Annotated in this window: 15 protein-coding genes and 2 pseudogenes; 6 read left to right on the top strand and 11 right to left on the bottom strand. The window is 72.0% G+C overall.

The genetic code is table 11. The annotated features are described in order from the left end of the window. Positions 1-34: 34 nt before the first annotated feature. The gene (gene leuA, locus OG534_RS24980; RefSeq protein WP_326590868.1) at positions 35-1798 is read right to left on the bottom strand and encodes a 2-isopropylmalate synthase; all 1764 of its coding nucleotides are present in this window, start codon (positions 1796-1798) and stop codon (positions 35-37) included. 365 nt (positions 1799-2163) lie between these two features. Between leuA and OG534_RS24975 the strand changes: the two genes are divergently transcribed. From OG534_RS24975 to OG534_RS24960, 4 genes are all read left to right on the top strand, one after another. After that, positions 2164-3237 carry a M4 family metallopeptidase gene (locus OG534_RS24975; RefSeq protein WP_326590867.1) on the top strand — a complete coding sequence of 358 codons (1074 nt, stop codon included), beginning with the start codon at positions 2164-2166 and terminating at the stop codon, positions 3235-3237. A gap of 10 nt (positions 3238-3247) precedes the next feature. Continuing rightward, entirely contained in the window at positions 3248-3517 is a 270-nt protein-coding gene (locus tag OG534_RS24970) for a protealysin inhibitor emfourin (RefSeq protein WP_326590865.1), read from the top strand. 80 nt (positions 3518-3597) lie between these two features. Further along, positions 3598-4416: a GNAT family N-acetyltransferase gene (locus OG534_RS24965; RefSeq protein WP_326590863.1), complete on the top strand. Its 819-nt coding sequence runs from the start codon at positions 3598-3600 to the stop codon at positions 4414-4416. A 94-nt stretch (positions 4417-4510) separates the two neighbouring features. After that, a complete protein-coding gene (locus OG534_RS24960) occupies positions 4511-5176 on the top strand; it encodes an SAM-dependent methyltransferase (RefSeq protein WP_326590862.1) in 666 nt (221 codons plus the stop codon). A gap of 100 nt (positions 5177-5276) precedes the next feature. On the opposite strand, the gene era is transcribed toward OG534_RS24960, so the two are convergent. The 5 genes and pseudogenes from era to OG534_RS24935 form a co-directional block, all read right to left on the bottom strand. Continuing rightward, entirely contained in the window at positions 5277-6227 is a 951-nt protein-coding gene (gene era, locus OG534_RS24955; protein ID WP_326593817.1) for a GTPase Era, read from the bottom strand. Positions 6228-6716: 489 nt separating this feature from the next. Beyond that, positions 6717-7316: pseudogene (locus OG534_RS24950) on the bottom strand (WxL protein peptidoglycan domain-containing protein); the annotation flags it as partial. 8 nt (positions 7317-7324) lie between these two features. Continuing rightward, positions 7325-8656: a beta-xylosidase gene (locus OG534_RS24945; RefSeq protein WP_326590860.1), complete on the bottom strand. Its 1332-nt coding sequence runs from the start codon at positions 8654-8656 to the stop codon at positions 7325-7327. A 193-nt stretch (positions 8657-8849) separates the two neighbouring features. Then, positions 8850-9920, bottom strand: coding sequence for a GlxA family transcriptional regulator (locus tag OG534_RS24940; protein WP_326590859.1), 1071 nt, complete (start codon positions 9918-9920; stop codon positions 8850-8852). A 247-nt stretch (positions 9921-10167) separates the two neighbouring features. After that, on the bottom strand, positions 10168-10356 hold the full coding sequence (locus OG534_RS24935) for a hypothetical protein (RefSeq protein ID WP_326590858.1): 189 nt from the start codon (positions 10354-10356) through the stop codon (positions 10168-10170). A 192-nt stretch (positions 10357-10548) separates the two neighbouring features. Between OG534_RS24935 and OG534_RS24930 the strand changes: the two genes are divergently transcribed. Together OG534_RS24930 and OG534_RS24925 are read left to right on the top strand one after the other, a co-directional pair. Beyond that, complete coding sequence (locus tag OG534_RS24930; protein ID WP_326590856.1) at positions 10549-10899, top strand: helix-turn-helix domain-containing protein; 351 nt, start codon at positions 10549-10551, stop codon at positions 10897-10899. Further along, a pseudogene (locus OG534_RS24925) lies at positions 10872-11681 on the top strand (MFS transporter); the annotation flags it as partial. The gene OG534_RS24930 and the pseudogene OG534_RS24925, both read left to right, overlap by 28 nt. 389 nt (positions 11682-12070) lie before the next feature. Here OG534_RS24925 and OG534_RS24920 read toward each other — a convergent pair. Genes OG534_RS24920 through OG534_RS24900 form a run of 5 tightly spaced genes read right to left on the bottom strand, consistent with a single transcriptional unit; the run spans position 12071 to position 15712 of the window. Continuing rightward, a complete protein-coding gene (locus OG534_RS24920; protein ID WP_385156802.1) occupies positions 12071-12439 on the bottom strand; it encodes a cytidine deaminase in 369 nt (122 codons plus the stop codon). 55 nt (positions 12440-12494) lie between these two features. Then, entirely contained in the window at positions 12495-12857 is a 363-nt protein-coding gene (locus OG534_RS24915) for an MmcQ/YjbR family DNA-binding protein (RefSeq protein ID WP_326590853.1), read from the bottom strand. Beyond that, complete coding sequence (locus OG534_RS24910) at positions 12854-14158, bottom strand: hemolysin family protein (RefSeq protein ID WP_326590852.1); 1305 nt, start codon at positions 14156-14158, stop codon at positions 12854-12856. Before OG534_RS24910 ends, OG534_RS24915 begins: the two co-directional genes overlap by 4 nt. Next, entirely contained in the window at positions 14155-14652 is a 498-nt protein-coding gene (ybeY, locus tag OG534_RS24905; RefSeq protein WP_030011942.1) for an rRNA maturation RNase YbeY, read from the bottom strand. Before ybeY ends, OG534_RS24910 begins: the two co-directional genes overlap by 4 nt. 13 nt (positions 14653-14665) lie before the next feature. Next, positions 14666-15712, bottom strand: coding sequence for a PhoH family protein (locus tag OG534_RS24900; RefSeq protein WP_326590850.1), 1047 nt, complete (start codon positions 15710-15712; stop codon positions 14666-14668). Between the last annotated feature and the right edge of the window lie 8 nt (positions 15713-15720).

Raw genomic sequence — 15720 nt, 5'->3', positions numbered from 1 at the left:
GCAGGAGGAGCGGGGTTCGCGTCACGGACGGGCGTCAGCGGCCCGCGCGGTTGACGGCGGAGATGACCGCCTTCAGGGAGGCGCGCGTGGTGTTGGCGTCGATGCCGATGCCCCACAGGACCCGGCCGTCGATCGCGCACTCGATGTACGAGGCGGCCACGGCGGAGGCGCCCTCGCTCATGGTGTGCTCGGTGTAGTCCAGCAGGCGGGCGTCGATGCCGATGCCGGCCAGGGCGTCGAAGAAAGCCGAGATCGGGCCGTTGCCGGTGCCGTTCAGGACCGTCTCCACGCCGTCCACGACCGCCTCGACGTTCAGCGTGTCCGTGCCGTCCTTGTCGGTGGCCGTCGAACCGGAGCGCAGCTGGATGCGGCCCCACGGGTTCTCGGGGTTGGGCAGGTACTCGTCCTCGAAGACCGACCAGATCGCCTTCGGGGTGACCTCGCCGCCCTCGGAGTCGGTCTTGGCCTGGATGATCCGGGAGAACTCGATCTGCATGCGGCGCGGCAGGTCCAGCTTGTGGTCGTTCTTCAGGACGTAGGCGATGCCGCCCTTGCCGGACTGCGAGTTGACCCGGATGACGGCCTCGTAGGAGCGGCCGACGTCCTTCGGGTCGATGGGCAGGTACGGGACGGCCCACTCGATGTCGTCGACGGTCTTGCCGGCGGCGGCCGCGTCGGCCTCCATGGCGTCGAAGCCCTTCTTGATGGCGTCCTGGTGGGAGCCGGAGAAGGCGGTGTAGACCAGATCGCCCGCGTAGGGGTGGCGCGGGTGTACTTCCATCTGGTTGCAGTACTCGCTGGTGCGACGGATCTCGTCGATCTGCGAGAAGTCGATCTGCGGGTCGATGCCCTGCGAGAACAGGTTCATGCCCAGCGTGATCAGGTCGACGTTGCCGGTGCGCTCGCCCTGGCCGAACAGGCAGCCCTCGATGCGGTCGGCGCCGGCCATCAGGGCCAGCTCGGCGGCGGCGACGGCGGTGCCGCGGTCGTTGTGCGGGTGCACGGAGATGCAGATGTGCTCGCGACGGGTCAGGTTGCGGGCCATCCACTCGAAGCGGTCCGCGTGCGTGGACGGCGTCGAGCGCTCCACGGTGGCGGGCAGGTTCAGGATGATCTCGCGGCCCTCGGCCGGCTGCCAGACGTCGCAGACGGCCTCGCAGACCTCCAGGGCGAAGTCCAGCTCGGTGTCGGTGAAGATCTCGGGGCTGTACTGGTAGCCGAAGACGGTCTCGGGGCCCAGCAGCTTCTCCGCGTACTCCATGACCAGGCGGGTGCCGTCGACGGCGATCTGCTTGATCTGCTCCTTGGAGCCGCGGAAGACGACCCGGCGGAAGGTCGGGGCGGTCGCGTTGTACAGGTGCACGGTGGCGCGCTTGGCACCGACCAGGGACTCCACGGTCCGCTCGATCAGGTCCTCGCGGGCCTGGGTCAGCACGGAGATGGTGACGTCGTCCGGGATCGCGCCCTCTTCGATGATGGAGCGAACGAAGGCGAAGTCGGTGTCGCCGGAGGACGGGAAGCCGACCTCGATCTCCTTGTAGCCCATGCGCACCAGCAGGTCGAACATCTCGCGCTTGCGGGCGGGGGTCATCGGGTCGATCAGCGACTGGTTGCCGTCGCGCAGGTCGGTGGACAGCCAGCGGGGAGCCCTGGTCACGCGGGCGTCGGGCCAGGTGCGGTCCGGGATGTCCACCTGCTCGTACCGGCCGTACTTGTGGATCGGCATGCCGGAGGACTTCTGGGCGTGGGTCGCGTTCGTGATGGGCGTGGGGCGACCGACGAAAGTGTGCTGACTCATGGCGTGGGGCTCCTCGCGTGTCCGCGTGTAGTTCGCTGGGACGGCCGACGGCGGTCGTAAATCCGCAACACCAAACTCCGCGGGGAGGGGGCCGGCCTACGACTACAGACCCTCGCCGCGGCAGCTAAGGAGAAGCAGCCCGAAACGCATGATGGACCGAGCCTAGCCGAGCCGCGCCGTATCGCGAGGACCTGTTTCAGTATGCAAGACCCCGGGGTCCGATTTGTACTGTATGTGAGCTACGCCACGCTTTGCCCCACCGGGTCAGGGTGATCCGTCAACCCGGCGGCTCCGCTTTCAGACGACTTAATGAATCATGGTCGCAGCTAGTGACACCGACATGACCCACTGCCACATTGCCGGGCATGGATGCCTCCCACGCTCACCGCCACCCCGTCTTCTGCACCGTTGTGCCGCCGCACCTCCTCGACAAGGCCGCCCTGTCCGCGGACTCCCGGCGCGCCGACCTCGCGCAGCGCACCCTCGAACGCGACTCCCTGCTGCGCACCCGGCGCCGCGTCACCGCCGTGCGCGGGATCGTCCCCACGCTCGCGGCGCCGGCCTCCGACGATCCGGACCGGACGGTCTACGACGCCGAGCACCTCACCCGGCTGCCCGGCACGAAGGTCCGGGGGGAGGGCGACCCCGTGAACAAGGACGCCACCGTCAACCGCGCCTACGCGGGCCTCGGGGCGACCTACGACCTGTTCCTCAAGGGCTTCGGCCGCCGCTCGATCGACGATTCCGGGCTCCCGCTCGACGCGACCGTCCATTACGGCGAGGACTACAACAACGCCTTCTGGGACGGCCGGCAGATGGTCTTCGGCGACGGGGACGGGGACCTCTTCCTCGACTTCACCGTGTCGGTGGACGTCATCGGGCACGAGCTGACCCACGGGGTCACCCAGTACACGGCGAACCTGCGGTACCGCGGGCAGTCGGGCGCCCTGAACGAGTCGATGTCGGACGTCTTCGGCGCACTGATCAAGCAGTACTCGCTGGAGCAGACGGCCGAGGAGGCCGACTGGCTGATCGGGGCCGGGCTGCTCGGCCCCAACGTGACCGGGGTCGCGCTGCGCTCGATGAAGGCGCCGGGCACCGCGTACGACGACGACGAGCTCGGCAAGGACCCGCAGCCGGCCACGATGGACGGCTACGTGAACACCCACAGCGACAACGGCGGGGTGCACATCAACTCGGGCATCCCCAACCACGCCTTCTACATCGCGGCGACCGAGCTGGGCGGCAAGGCCTGGGAGCGGGCCGGGCAGATCTGGTACGACACCCTGACCGGCGGGGACCTGACCCCGAAGGCGGACTTCGCGGAGTTCGCCCGGCTCTCGACGGCGGCGGCCGTCACCCGGTACGGGGACGGCGGCGCCGAGCACCAGGCGCTGCAGAAGGCGTGGTCCGCGGTGGGCGTCCCGTTCACGGGGTAGAACGGCTCCCATGCGCATCGAGGTGGTACGGACGGGCGGCTTCGCGGGCATCGAGCGCCGGGCCGAGGTGGACACCGCGGGCCTGCCGGACGAGGACGAGTGGCGGGCCCTGGCCGGGCTCGCGCTGCGGCCCGGTCCGCCGGGCGATCCGGCGGACCGGGTACGGGACGGGTTCGCGTACCGGATCACGGTGGACGGGCGGACGGTGACCTGCCGGGAGCCGACCCTGTCGGAGGCCCAGCGGGCGCTGATCTCACGGGTCCTGAAGGAGGGCGCCTGAAGGAGAGCGCCTGAGAGGGGCTCCTGAAAGGAGGTGCCCGGGCAGCACCCCTTTGCTTGGATGACCGGATGACCGACCACATGATCGATTCAACGCTGTCCGAGCTGGAGCGGTACTACGACACGGTGCCGCGGGTGGGCGGCGCCCGCGCCGAGGACTTCGGGCCGCTGACCCTGTTCGTCCAGGAGGGCTCGGGCTGGCCCTACTACGCGCGGCCCGCGCTCGGCGGCCCCGAGGCGAGCCGGGCCGACGTGGAACGGGTCTGGCAGCGCCAGCGGGAGCTGAAGGTCCCCGAGGCCTTCGAGTGGGTGGCCGAAACCAGCCCCTCGCTGCGGGCCGCGGTGGAGGCGGCGGGACTCCACGTCCACGCGCACCCGCTGATGGTGCTGGACCTCTCGGCCGAGGCCCTTCCCCCGCACCCGGAGGTCCGTCTGCTCGGCGCGGACGACCCGCTGCTCACCGCCGCGGTGACGGTCCCGGCCCTGGCCTTCGCGGCCCCGGGAACCGCGGTGGGCGAGGCCGGCCCCGCGGAACTCGCGGCGGCGATGGCCGAGCCTGCGGCCGAGGAGGGCCGGGCACGGGTGTCCGGAAAGCTGGCGGCGGGCAGCACGGTCCTGGCCTCGGCCGTACGGGACGGCGTGGTGCTCTGCTCGGGCCAGTACAACCCGGTCGGCGACGTCGTTGAGGTGGTGGGCGTCGGCACCCTCCCGTCGGCCCGCCGCCAGGGCCTGGCCCTCGGTGTCACGGCCGCCCTCGTCGCGGAGGCCCGCGCGCGCGGCGCCCGTACGGTCTTCCTCTCGGCCGGCGACGAGGCCGTGGCCCGCGTCTACGCCCGCATCGGCTTCCGCCGGGTGGCCACGGCCCTGATCGCGGAGCCGCCGGCGGACCCCACGGGCTGACGGGACGGTTTGCCGGAACGGCAACAGGGTTTGCCCGTACGGGCGGACGGGCGGAGCATCGGCCGTACCGGCACCCGTACTGGAAGAGGACGCAATGACCGAGCACACGCACACGCACTCCCACCACTCCCCCGCGCCCGGGACCGCGGCGGGCGAGGAGTTCTGGGACGGCCGCTACGAGGAGAGCGACCGGATCTGGAGCGGCGAGGCCAACGCCATGCTGGTGCACGAGGCGTCCGGCCTCGCCCCGGGCCGGGCCCTGGACCTCGGCTGCGGGGAGGGCGGCGACGCGGTCTGGCTGGCCCGCCGCGGGTGGACCGTCACCGGGACGGACATTTCCGGGGTCGCCCTCGGCCGGGCGGCCGAGCACGCGGCGGAGGCCGGGGTCGCGGACCGCGTCTCCTTCGCGCGGCACGATCTGACGGAGTCCTTCCCGCAGGGGGAGTTCGACCTCGTCTCGGCGTGCTTCCTGCACAACTACGGGGACTTCCCCCGTGACGTCGTCCTGCGGACGGCCGCGGCGGCCGTGGCCCCCGGCGGCACCCTGCTGGTGGTCGGCCACGCGGGCTGGGCCCCGTGGCAGGAGGACCGCGAGGAGGCGCACTTCCCGACGCCCGAGGAGGTCCTCGGACAGCTGGAGCCGGTCACGGCGGGCTGGGAGGTGCTGCGGGCCGAGGAGACCGAGCGGGTGCAGGAGCAGCCCGACGGCACGCCGGGGACCCGGACGGACAACGTGGTGCGGGTGCGCCGGCCCGCGTAGCGGAACGACGCCGAACGACGTACGGACGCGGCCCCGGTGCGGGGCCGCGTCCGTACGTCGTGGCGTGTGGGGTGTGGCGTGCGGCGTGTGGCGTCGCCCGTCAGAAGCCGAGCTTGCGCAGCTGCTTGGGGTCCCGCTGCCAGTCCTTGGCGACCTTCACGTGGAGGTCGAGGAAGACCGGGGTCCCGAGCAGCGCCTCGATGTGCTTGCGCGACTTCATCCCGACCTCCTTCAGGCGGGAGCCCTTCGGGCCGATGATGATGCCCTTCTGGCTCGGCCGCTCGATGTAGACGTTGGCGTGGATGTCGAGCAGCGGGCGGTCGGCCGGGCGGTTCTCCCGCGGGATCATCTCCTCGACGACCACGGCGATGGAGTGCGGGAGCTCGTCCCGTACGCCCTCCAGCGCGGCCTCGCGGATCAGTTCCGCGACCATGACCATCTCGGGCTCGTCGGTGAGGTCGCCCTCCGGGTACAGCGGCGGGCTCTCCGGCAGCAGCGGCGCGATCAGGTCGGCCAGCAGCTGGACCTGGCTGTCACCGACCGCCGAGACGGGAACGATCTCGGTCCACTCGAAGCCCAGTTCCTCGGCGAGCTGGTGGACCGCGATGAGCTGCTCGCCCACCACCTTGGACTCGACCAGGTCGGTCTTGGTGATGATGGCGATCTTGGGGGTCTTCTTGATCCCCGCGAGCTCCTTGGCGATGAACTTGTCGCCGGGGCCGAGCTTCTGGTCGGCCGGCAGGCAGAAGCCGATGACGTCGACCTCGGCCCAGGTGGTCCGCACGATGTCGTTGAGGCGCTCGCCGAGCAGCGTGCGCGGCTTGTGCAGGCCGGGCGTGTCGACGAGGACGAGCTGCGCGTCGGGGCGGTGCACGATGCCGCGGACGGTGTGGCGGGTGGTCTGCGGCCGGTTGGAGGTGATCGCGACCTTGGTGCCCACGAGTGCGTTGGTGAGGGTCGACTTCCCCGCGTTGGGGCGGCCGACGAAGCAGGCGAAGCCCGCACGGTGCGGGCTGGTGGACTCGGGGGAACGATCGCTCATACGGGCCATTCTCCCCGATGCGGCTCCCAGCGCCGACCAGATCACGGCAGCGAGGGCGAGCATGGCCGTCAGCGAGGGGTGCGCGGCGTAGCCTGCACGTCCCTGAGCTGTGGTTCCGTCGGCCCGCGCGCGCACCGTGACCTCGGCCCATTCCCCTGCCGGCGGGCCCTCCCAGCGGGTGCTGAGCCGCACTTCCTGACCCGGCAGCAGTTCGGCGGGCAGCCCGGCGAGCCCGCGGGTGAGCAGCCGCCGGCCGAGGGCGCCGGAGGCGGTGAGGGTGGCTCGGGGGCGCAGGGTGACGTTGCCGATGTTGTGGAGCGTGTACGAGACCTCCGCGCCGGCGCCGCGCCGTTCCACGGCGACTCCCCGGACGACGAGGGCGGGGGCGGTGGGTCCGGTCACCCGCAGGTAGAGCCGGGCGGCGACGGCCTGCTGGACTCCGATCCCCCGGGCGGTGGTGGTCGCGGGCCGGTCCTCCAGGGCCACGATGGCGCCGGGGTGGTCCCCGGGCTCCGCCCGGTCGGGGACGGTGACGGTGAAGCCGACGCCGACCGACGCCCGGGCCGGTACGGTGACCCGCTCCCGGTCGAGCTTCGCCCACGCGGCGGTGGCCAGACGCGGCTCGTCGGGGCCGCGGAGGGCGAAGCCGCCGTCGCGGGCGGTGTTGTGGGCGTCGGCGGCGTAGAGCCGGAAGGTGCGGGGGCGGTCGGTGCGGTTGGTGAGGGTGACGGCGTCGGCGACCGTCTGGCCCGGCGCGGCGGCGAGATAGAAGTACGGCCGCTGCCCGACGCCCGTCGCGGCGGGCAGCACGGACCACTGCCCGTTGTCGGCGGCGGTGGCCGTCCCGGCAAGTCCGACGACGAGTCCGGTCGCCGCGAGCAGCAAGGCCGATCCGGCCCGGGCGACCGCTGCGCGGAGCTGTCCCCTACCCGCCCTTCCACCGTTCCCTGGGGCTCCGCCCCAGACCCCGCGCCTCAAACGCCGGCGGGGCTGAACTTCAGCCCCGCCGGCGTTTGAGCAGGGGGTACCTCCCAGCGGTAGCTGGGGGAGGGTCCGGGCAGAGCCCGGGGCTCCGCGCAGCGGCAGCCTCCGCCGCATCCGGGCCGTCACGACAGGGTCAGCGTCAGGACCGCCGTGTACGCACCCGGCGGGGTGTACGGCGGCACCTGCAGCGTCACCGCCGCGTCGACCGTGAAGGTGCCGCCGACCAGCGGAGCGTCGGGCGCCGAGGCGAGGACCGCGCCGCCCGGCCCGACCACACCCGCGCTGCCCGGCGTACAGGGGCTCTTGCTGCCCTCGGCCGCCACGCACGACGGGGTCCAGGACAGGGACGCGCCCGGGATGCGGATCCCGCCCGGTCCCGTGAAGTCGGTGACCTTGCCGATCAGGGACCAGCCGGCCGGGCCGCCGCGGGCGTCGGTGACGGTCACGGTCCCGATCCGGCCGGGGGCCGCGCCGCCGTCGCCGTACGGGACCGCGCCCAGGGTGATGTCCTCGCCCGTCTGGGTCATGCCGAGCGCGCCCGGTTCGACGGTGACCGTGACCTTCCGGGTGCCCGTCGGCGGCGCGATCGGCGTCGGGGTCGGTGTCGGGACCGGGGTGGCGTCGACGGCGTCGATGACCGTGTACGCGGCCGGTCCGGAGCCCCGCCGCGCAGACCAGGCCGCGCCCTCATAGGCGATCACCGCGGTGGTGGCCTTGTCCGTGACCGGCAGCTCCACCAGGGCCGTGCCCCGTTCGTCGGCGGTGGCGGTCTCCCGGTCTGCGGTCTCGGCGGCGCCCGCCCGCCCGGCCACCGTCACGGTCGCGCCCGGGGGGAAGCCGGCGGCGGTGACCTTGACCTTGGCTCCCGGTCGTCCGTACGCGGCGCCGAGGAAGACGCTGCGCAGGTTGGCCGTGGGCAGCTCGGTCGCGGTCAGGCGTTCGGAGACGGGCGTGGCCGACGGGCCGGCGGCGGTGCAGCTGGTGCCGAGGTCCAGCAGGTGGCTGGTGTGCAGCGTGTAGCCGCCCGGGGCCAGGGTGATCTCGCCGGGCGCGGTGACGGTGAAGGTGCCGGTCATGGTGACGGCGGGGAGGGGCGCGCCGGCCGGGACGGGGTCGTTGCGCTTGGCGCCGACCACGGTGACCTCGCCGCTCTGGGCGCCGGCCAGGACGATCCGGCCGGTCGGGGTCAGCGCATCGGCGGGGAGTTCGCCGGCGATCGGGTTCAGGGCGGGGGTCGCGAGCACCTGGTAGGTCACGGTGACGGTGTCGCCAACCTGCGGGGCCGGGTCGTCGACGGTGACGCGTGCGGTGGTCGGGCCGTCGGCGGGCGGGATTCCGGCCTCCTGGGGCGCCAGGCACTGCGTCGGGAAGGTCACCTGGCCGGGGGGCGTTTCGCCCTCGGCCGCGGCCGGCCCGCTCAGGGCGCCCCCGGTCGTGGCCGCGAGCACGGCCATGCCGACGGCTGCCGACCATCTCCGGTTCCGTGCCCCTGTTCGCACTGCCCGCCCCCTGGGTTCCCTCGCGCCGAGCCCTGCGCAGGGGGCCATTCACGAGCGGGCGGCGGGAGAAGTCAATGCACGGGTCCGGCAAAAACTGATGGCCCATCAGGAGATGGTGAAATGCCGGTACCGGTGGGGTTCACGGGGCTCACGAGGCCGCCGAGGCTGCGGGGATCCCCGGGCCGGCCCCGCGGCCGGGGTCGTCGGCGTGGCCCGTACCACCACGGCTCCCGAGGCCCCCCGGCCCGCCCGACGCACGGAAGGTGCGCCGGTAGGCCGTCGGGCTGACCCCCAGCGCCGCCTGCACGTGCTTGCGCAGCGACTGCGCCGTGCCGAAGCCGCTCTCCCGCGCGACCTGCTCCATCGGCAGGTCCGTCTGCTCCAGCAGCCGCCGGGCCGGCTCCACCCGCTGGCCGACGATCCACTGCCCGGGGCTGACGCCCGCCTCCTCCCGGAAGCGGCGCGTGAAGGTCCGTACCGACATGGCCTCCTGCCGGGCCAGGTCGGTCAGCCTGAGCGGCTCGTGGAGCCGGTCCAGCACCCACGCACGCGCCGCCGTGGTGCTGGCGAGCTGCGGCTCCGGCACCGGGCGCTCGATGAACTGCGCCTGTCCGCCCTCCCGGTGGGGCGGTACGACGGTCCGCCGGGCCGTGCCGTTCGCGACGGCCGCTCCGTGGTCGCGGCGCACGATGTGCAGACAGAGGTCGATGCCGGCGGCGACGCCGGCGGAGGTGAGCACGTCCCCGTCGTCGGTGTAGAGCACGTCCGGGTCGACCCGCACGGCGGGGAACAGCCGCTGGAAGTGCTCGGCCGAGGCCCAGTGGGTGGTGGCCGGGCGGCCGTCCAGGTAGCCGGCGGCGGCCAGCACGTAGCCGCCGGTGCAGATGGAGACGAGCCGCGTGCCGGGCCGGATGTGCGCGAGGGCCGCGGCGAGCTCGTCGGTCAGCGTGCCGTACTCGTGCACCGGGCCCAGTTCGTACGAGGCCGGTACCACCACCGTGTCGGCGGTGGCCAGCAGTTCGGGTCCGTGCTCGACCTGGATCGCGAAGTCGGCGTCCGTGCGCACCGGCCCGGGGGCGAGCCCGCACGTGAGGATCTCGTACAGCGGCCGCCCGGACGGATCCTTGGCCCGCCCGAAGATCCGGTGCGGGATGCCGAGCTCGAAGGGGAGCAGCCCGGCGAGAGCGAGGACGACGATGCGGTGCGGCAACGGCTCCATGGCCCGATCGTACCGAAGCGTGACAGCCAGGCCACTGTCGTACGGTGCCCCGCCGGCCGGAAGCTGTCGGCGTGACCACGACAACCCCCGCCTCGGGCTCCGGCCCGGACTCCGCCGCTGCCGCTGCCGCTGCCGCTGCCGCTGCCGCTGCCGCTGCCGCCAGGATGATCAGACGATCGCGAGGTGGGTCACCGTTGATCCGCCGTTCAGCGGTCAGATTTCACCCGTCGCCGACAACACCAGTGCTTCAGAGTGTTCCTCGTATCGCCGCTTCGAAGTGCTCATGGGTCAGTGCGTCGAACCCATGCTCGGCGGCGAAGGCGCGGATGCGGCCGAGTGGGGTGTCAGGGGCTGGCGGTTCGGTGGCCAACTCGAAGCCGGTGACCTGGAGGGCGAACGCAAGGTCGTAGTCAGGGGCGCTGTCTGGATGGCTCATCGCGTCAGCGTAGCGAGGGCAGGCCAGTGAGTGACCGCATTTTGAGAGGCGCCTCACACGCCAGTGACCTGCACTCTTCCGTGCCGTGCCCGGTACCTTGCGGTTCCCTCGCACTGGTGGGGCGGGGCCGATGGGGAAGGGAGGCCCGAGATACAGGAACACGTATGGCGCCGTGCGCTTGTGCGCTCCGACATGAAGCCCGCAGAGAAGTTGGTCGGCGTCGCGATGGCGTCGTATGCGGACTACGACTCGGGTGAGAACGCGTGCCCGTCGAACGGGACGATCGCCAGGGAACTCGGCTACGGCGGGAAGGCTCCAGAGCAGACGGTCAACAAGATCGTCGGCAGGCTGCGTCAGGCTGGCTGGCTTACGAAGACGGGCAAGGTGCCGGACGGTCCGGTGATCTACCGGCTCACGTTGCCGAAGCAGGAGGGGATGGCTGAGAAGCCATACAACCTACATACCTTCAAGAGCGACGGCGGTCGGAGTGCAGGGCCGACGGCGAAGCGCAAGCCAGTGCGGCGGGGGCCTCCGGCCAGCTGATCTTCCTGCCGCTGCTGGCCTGGCTGGTGGACCAGCACGGCTGGCGCCCGGCGACGGTGACGGTCTCGCTGTCGGCGCTGGCGGTCGTCCCCTTCGTCTGGCTGCTGCTGCACGACCACCCGGCGGACGTGGGCCTGGCGCCGTACGGGGGCACGTACGCGCAGAAGCCGGTCCCGGTCCCGGGCGCGGCCCGGCGGGCGGTGAAGGTGCTGTCCGACGCGGCCCGGACCGGCCCCTTCTGGCTGCTGGCCGGCACCTTCGCGATCTGCGGGGCCTCGACCAACGGGCTGGTCAGGACGCACTTCGTGCCCGCCGCCCACGACCACGGCATGCCGGTGACGGCGGCCGCCGGGCTGCTGGCGGTGATCGGCGTGTTCGACGTGATCGGCACGATCGCCTCGGGCTGGTTCACGGATCGCTTCGAGGCCCGGCGGCTGCTCGCCGTCTACTACGCCCTGCGCGGGATCTCGCTGCTCTTCCTGCCGATCCTGCTGGCGCCCTCGGTACAGCCGCCGCTGGTCTTCTTCATCGTCTTCTACGGCCTGGACTGGGTCGCGACCGTCCCGCCGACGATCGCGCTGTGCCGCGAGCACTACGGGGACGACGGCGCGATCGTCTTCGGCTGGGTCCTGGCCTCGCACCAGGTCGGCGCGGCGGTGGTGGCCTTCCTGGGCGGCCTGGCGCGCGACGTGACCGGCTCGTACGACGTGGTCTGGTACGCGTCGGGCGCGCTGTGCGCGATGGCGGCGCTGATGGCCATGGTGATTCGCCGCCGCCGCTAGCCTCCGGCGGTCCGCACCCCTGGCCTCGTAGCCTCGCGGCCACCTTCGGACTCGCCCGGGCCACGTCCCGCCCCGCTGGCAGCTTGGGGCTCGCCCGGGCCACATTCAGCCTCGGCCAAATTCAGCCTCGCCGGCGTTTGAGGCGCGGGTCCGGGCAGAGCCCGGTGCCCGGCGGAGCCGGGTTCCCTGGTGCGCCGCCCCAGCCCCCGCGCCTCAATCGCCGGCGAGGCTCAAAGATCGGGGCTTCGTCCCGGACCCCGCGCCTCGAACGCCGGCGAGGCTGGAGTGTGCGCGGCGGGGCTGGGATGGTCCCGACGAGGCTGGGATGGTGCAGGCGCGGCTGGATTTGGCCCGGGCGGGCGAGGGGCGTCGGCAACCCCGCCGGGAGGCTAGGCGCCGGCCGGGGTCGTCGACTTCAGGGTGCCGTCCGGGCCCGCCAGCAGCACCGGCGTGCCCGGGCCACCGAGATCGCGGACGGCCGCGCGGTCGGCCTCCGCCGGGGCGTCCGCCGCGCTGACGACCGCCGCCGCCTCCAGGGACCGCGCCCCGCTCGCCACGGCCATCGCGACCGCGGTCTGCAGCGCGCTCAGCTTGAGGGAGTCGAGCTCCACCGTCCCGGCGACGTAGGTGCGGCCCGTCTCGTCGCGCACCGCCGCCCCCTCGGGAACGCCGTTGCGGGCCCGGGCGCTGCGCGCCAGCGTGATGATCTTGCTGTCCTCGGGGTCGATCCCAGTGCTCTCGCTCATGGTCGAAAGCATAGGGAGCGCCCCCGCGCCCCCGCACGACCACCCCGCCGCCGACCCGGGCGCACCGTCACGGCCGGTCGAGCCGCAACCGCTCCGCCCGCGGCAGACCCGCGACCACCAGGTCGTACGAGTCCTCCACCAGCTCGCGCACGAGGCGGTCCGGCAGGCCGCCCGGCCCGCCCACCGTCACCGTGTTCCAGTGCCGCTTGTTCATGTGGTAGCCCGGCACGATCGCCTCGTGCTCCTCGCGCAGCCGCACCGCCTGCTCCGGTTCGCACTTGAGGTTGACCTTCAGCGGCTGCGCGTCCAGCGCCGTGAGCGCGAACACCTTGCCCAGCACCTTGAACACCGAAGTCTCCGGCCCGAAGGGGAACTCCTCCACCGCCGCGTTGAAGCCCAGACAGAACTCCCGCAGCCGCTCCGGGGTCATTCCCCCTCCTCCCCCGCGGACCCGTCCGCGTCCACCGGTTCCACGAGCACCGTGACGATCTTGTTCCGCCGCCCCGCCGGGGACTCGGCCGTCAGCCGCAGCGGACGCCCGTCCGGCAGCTCCACCAGCGCCGAGGCGCCCGCGATGGGCACCCGGCCCAGCGCCTTCGCCAGCAGACCGCCGACCGTCTCCACGTCCTCGTCGTCGAAGGAGTCGACCTTGAACAGCTCACCGAGATCGGTGATGTCCAGCCGCGCCGTGACCCGGTAGCGGTCCCCGCCCAGGTCCTCGACCGGCGGGAGCTCCCGGTCGTACTCGTCCGTGATCTCGCCGACGATCTCCTCGAGGATGTCCTCGATGGTGACGATGCCGGCCGTGCCGCCGTACTCGTCGATCACGACGGCCACGTGGTTGCGCACCTGCTGCATCTCGCGCAGCAGATCGCCCGCGTTCTTGGTGTCCGGCACGAAGACGGCCGGCCGCATCGCCGTCGAGACCAGGTCGGACTCCGCGTCCCGGCTGATGTGCGTCTTGCGGACCAGGTCCTTCAGGTAGACGATCCCGACGATGTCGTCCTCGTTCTCCCCGGTCACCGGGATGCGCGAGAAGCCGGATCGCAGGGCGAGCGTGGTCGCCTGACGGACCGTCTTGTACCGCTCGATGCAGACCAGGTCGGTGCGCGGCACCATCACCTCGCGCACCAGCGTGTCGCCGAGCTCGAAGACCTGGTGCACCATCCGGCGCTCGTCGTCCTCGATCAGCGATTCCCGCTCCGCGAGGTCCACCATCGCGCGCAGCTCGGCCTCGGAGGCGAACGGCCCCTTGCGGAAGCCCTTCCCGGGCGTGAGCGCGTTGCCGATGAGGATCAGCAGCTGCGGGATCGGCCCCATGACCCGGGCCAGCGGCACGAGGACGTACGCGGCGGCCGTCGCGGTGTTCAGCGGGTGCTGGCGGCCGATCGTGCGCGGGGAGACCCCCACGGCGACGAAGGAGACCAGCACCATGACGGCGATCGCCACGAGCAGCGCGGTCCAGTTCTCGCCGAACTCGTCGAGGCAGACGTAGGTGACGAGCACCCCCGCCGCCATCTCGCAGGTGACGCGGACCAGCAGGGCCACGTTGAGGTAGCGGGTGGGGTCGCCGGCGACCTGGGCGAGCTTCTCGCTGCCGCGCCGGCCCTCCCGTACGGCCTGCTCGGCGCGGAAGCTGGAAATACGGGCGATGCCGGACTCGGCACACGCCGCGAACCAGGCCACCACCACCAGCAGCACTGCCCCGGTGATGAGCTGGGCCGCGTTCACGAGACGGTCGGTGCCGGCGACGGACCGGTCATGCCGCGCTCACCGCGCCAGCCGTCGACGATGGCCGCCTGGAGGCCGAACATCTCGGCCTTCTCGTCCGGCTCCTCGTGGTCGTAGCCGAGGAGGTGCAGCACTCCGTGGACGGTCAGGAGCTGGAGCTCCTCGTCCATGGAGTGCTGCGTCGGGGCTTCCTCGCCCTGCCTCTTCGCGACCTCGGGGCAGAGCACGATGTCACCGAGGAGCCCCTGCGGGGGCTCCTCGTCGTCCTTCGTCGGCGGCCGGAGCTCGTCCATCGGGAAGGACATGACGTCGGTCGGGCCGGGCAGGTCCATCCACTGGATGTGGAGCTGCTCCATGGCGTCCTCGTCGATGACGATGACGGAGAGCTCCGAGAGGGGGTGGATCCGCATCCGGGTGAGCGCGTAGCGGGCGATGTCGAGGATCGCCTGCTCGTCGACCTCGGTTCCGGACTCGTTGTTGACGTCGATCGACATGGTGCGCTGGGTTCTACTTCCGCTGGTGGCCGTTCGCGGCCTGCTGCTGGCCGTCGTCGTACTTCTCGTACGCGTCGACGATACGGCCGACCAGCTTGTGGCGGACGACATCCTCGGACGTGAGCCGCGAGAAGTGGATGTCCGGAAGCCCTTCGAGGATCTCCTGGACCTGACGCAGACCGCTCTTGGCGCCACCCGGCAGGTCGATCTGGGTGACGTCACCGGTGACGACGATCTTCGAGTCGAAGCCGAGCCGGGTCAGGAACATCTTCATCTGCTCGGCGGTGGTGTTCTGCGCCTCGTCGAGGACGACAAAGGCCTCATTGAGGGTGCGACCCCTCATGTAGGCCAGGGGTGCCACCTCGATGGTCCCGGCGGCCATGAGCCGCGGGATCGAATCCGGGTCGATCATGTCGTGCAGCGCGTCGTAGAGCGGGCGCAGGTACGGGTCGATCTTGTCGAAGAGGGTGCCCGGCAGGAAGCCGAGCCGCTCCCCCGCCTCGACGGCGGGCCGCGTCAGGATGATCCGGCTGACCTGCTTGGACTGCAGGGCCTGGACCGCCTTGGCCATGGCGAGGTAGGTCTTGCCGGTACCGGCGGGGCCGATGCCGAAGACGATCGTGTTCTTGTCGATCGCGTCGACGTACCGCTTCTGGTTGAGGGTCTTGGGGCGGATGGTGCGTCCGCGGCTGGAGAGGATGTTCTGGGTGAGCACCTCGGCAGGCGTCTCCGCGGGGCCGTCGCCGTTCCCATTGGCGCTCGCCTGGAGCATGGCGATCGAGCGTTCCACTGCGTCCTCCGTCATCGGCTGCCCGGTGCGGAGCACCAGCATCATCTCGTCGAACAGTCGCTGGATCAGCGCGACTTCCGCCGCCGCGCCGATCGCGCTGACCTGATTGCCCCGAACATGGATGTCGGCCTTCGGGAAGGCCTTCTCGATCACGCGCAACAGGGCGTCGCCCGAGCCGAGCACCGTCACCATCGGGTGCGTCGCCGGTACGGTGAAGTGCGCTCGCGCCTGCCCCGGCGCGGGGATGTGGGCTGTCGATGTCTGAGTCATGGGCCGGC

The organism is Streptomyces sp. NBC_01294, assembly GCF_035917235.1.
GTDB classification, from domain to species: Bacteria; Actinomycetota; Actinomycetes; order Streptomycetales; family Streptomycetaceae; genus Streptomyces; species Streptomyces caledonius.
Note: the sequence above shows the minus strand (reverse complement) of the source record. Positions and strands in the feature narration are given on the sequence as shown.

Bases quoted from the DNA above. Each gene is read 5' to 3' on its own strand.
- leuA (WP_326590868.1), bottom strand. From the start codon at position 1,798: ATGAGTCAGCACACTTTCGTCGGTCGCCCCACGCCCATCACGAACGCG.
- OG534_RS24975 (WP_326590867.1), top strand. From the start codon at position 2,164: ATGGATGCCTCCCACGCTCACCGCCACCCCGTCTTCTGCACCGTTGTG.
- OG534_RS24970 (WP_326590865.1), top strand. From the start codon at position 3,248: ATGCGCATCGAGGTGGTACGGACGGGCGGCTTCGCGGGCATCGAGCGC.
- OG534_RS24965 (WP_326590863.1), top strand. From the start codon at position 3,598: ATGATCGATTCAACGCTGTCCGAGCTGGAGCGGTACTACGACACGGTG.
- OG534_RS24960 (WP_326590862.1), top strand. From the start codon at position 4,511: ATGACCGAGCACACGCACACGCACTCCCACCACTCCCCCGCGCCCGGG.
- era (WP_326593817.1), bottom strand. From the start codon at position 6,227: ATGGCCCGTATGAGCGATCGTTCCCCCGAGTCCACCAGCCCGCACCGT.
- OG534_RS24945 (WP_326590860.1), bottom strand. From the start codon at position 8,656: ATGGCCGTGCTCGCGGCCACGACCGGGGGCGCCCTGAGCGGGCCGGCC.
- OG534_RS24940 (WP_326590859.1), bottom strand. From the start codon at position 9,920: ATGGAGCCGTTGCCGCACCGCATCGTCGTCCTCGCTCTCGCCGGGCTG.
- OG534_RS24935 (WP_326590858.1), bottom strand. From the start codon at position 10,356: ATGAGCCATCCAGACAGCGCCCCTGACTACGACCTTGCGTTCGCCCTC.
- OG534_RS24930 (WP_326590856.1), top strand. From the start codon at position 10,549: ATGAAGCCCGCAGAGAAGTTGGTCGGCGTCGCGATGGCGTCGTATGCG.
- OG534_RS24920 (WP_385156802.1), bottom strand. From the start codon at position 12,439: ATGCTTTCGACCATGAGCGAGAGCACTGGGATCGACCCCGAGGACAGC.
- OG534_RS24915 (WP_326590853.1), bottom strand. From the start codon at position 12,857: ATGACCCCGGAGCGGCTGCGGGAGTTCTGTCTGGGCTTCAACGCGGCG.
- ybeY (WP_030011942.1), bottom strand. From the start codon at position 14,652: ATGTCGATCGACGTCAACAACGAGTCCGGAACCGAGGTCGACGAGCAG.
- OG534_RS24900 (WP_326590850.1), bottom strand. From the start codon at position 15,712: ATGACTCAGACATCGACAGCCCACATCCCCGCGCCGGGGCAGGCGCGA.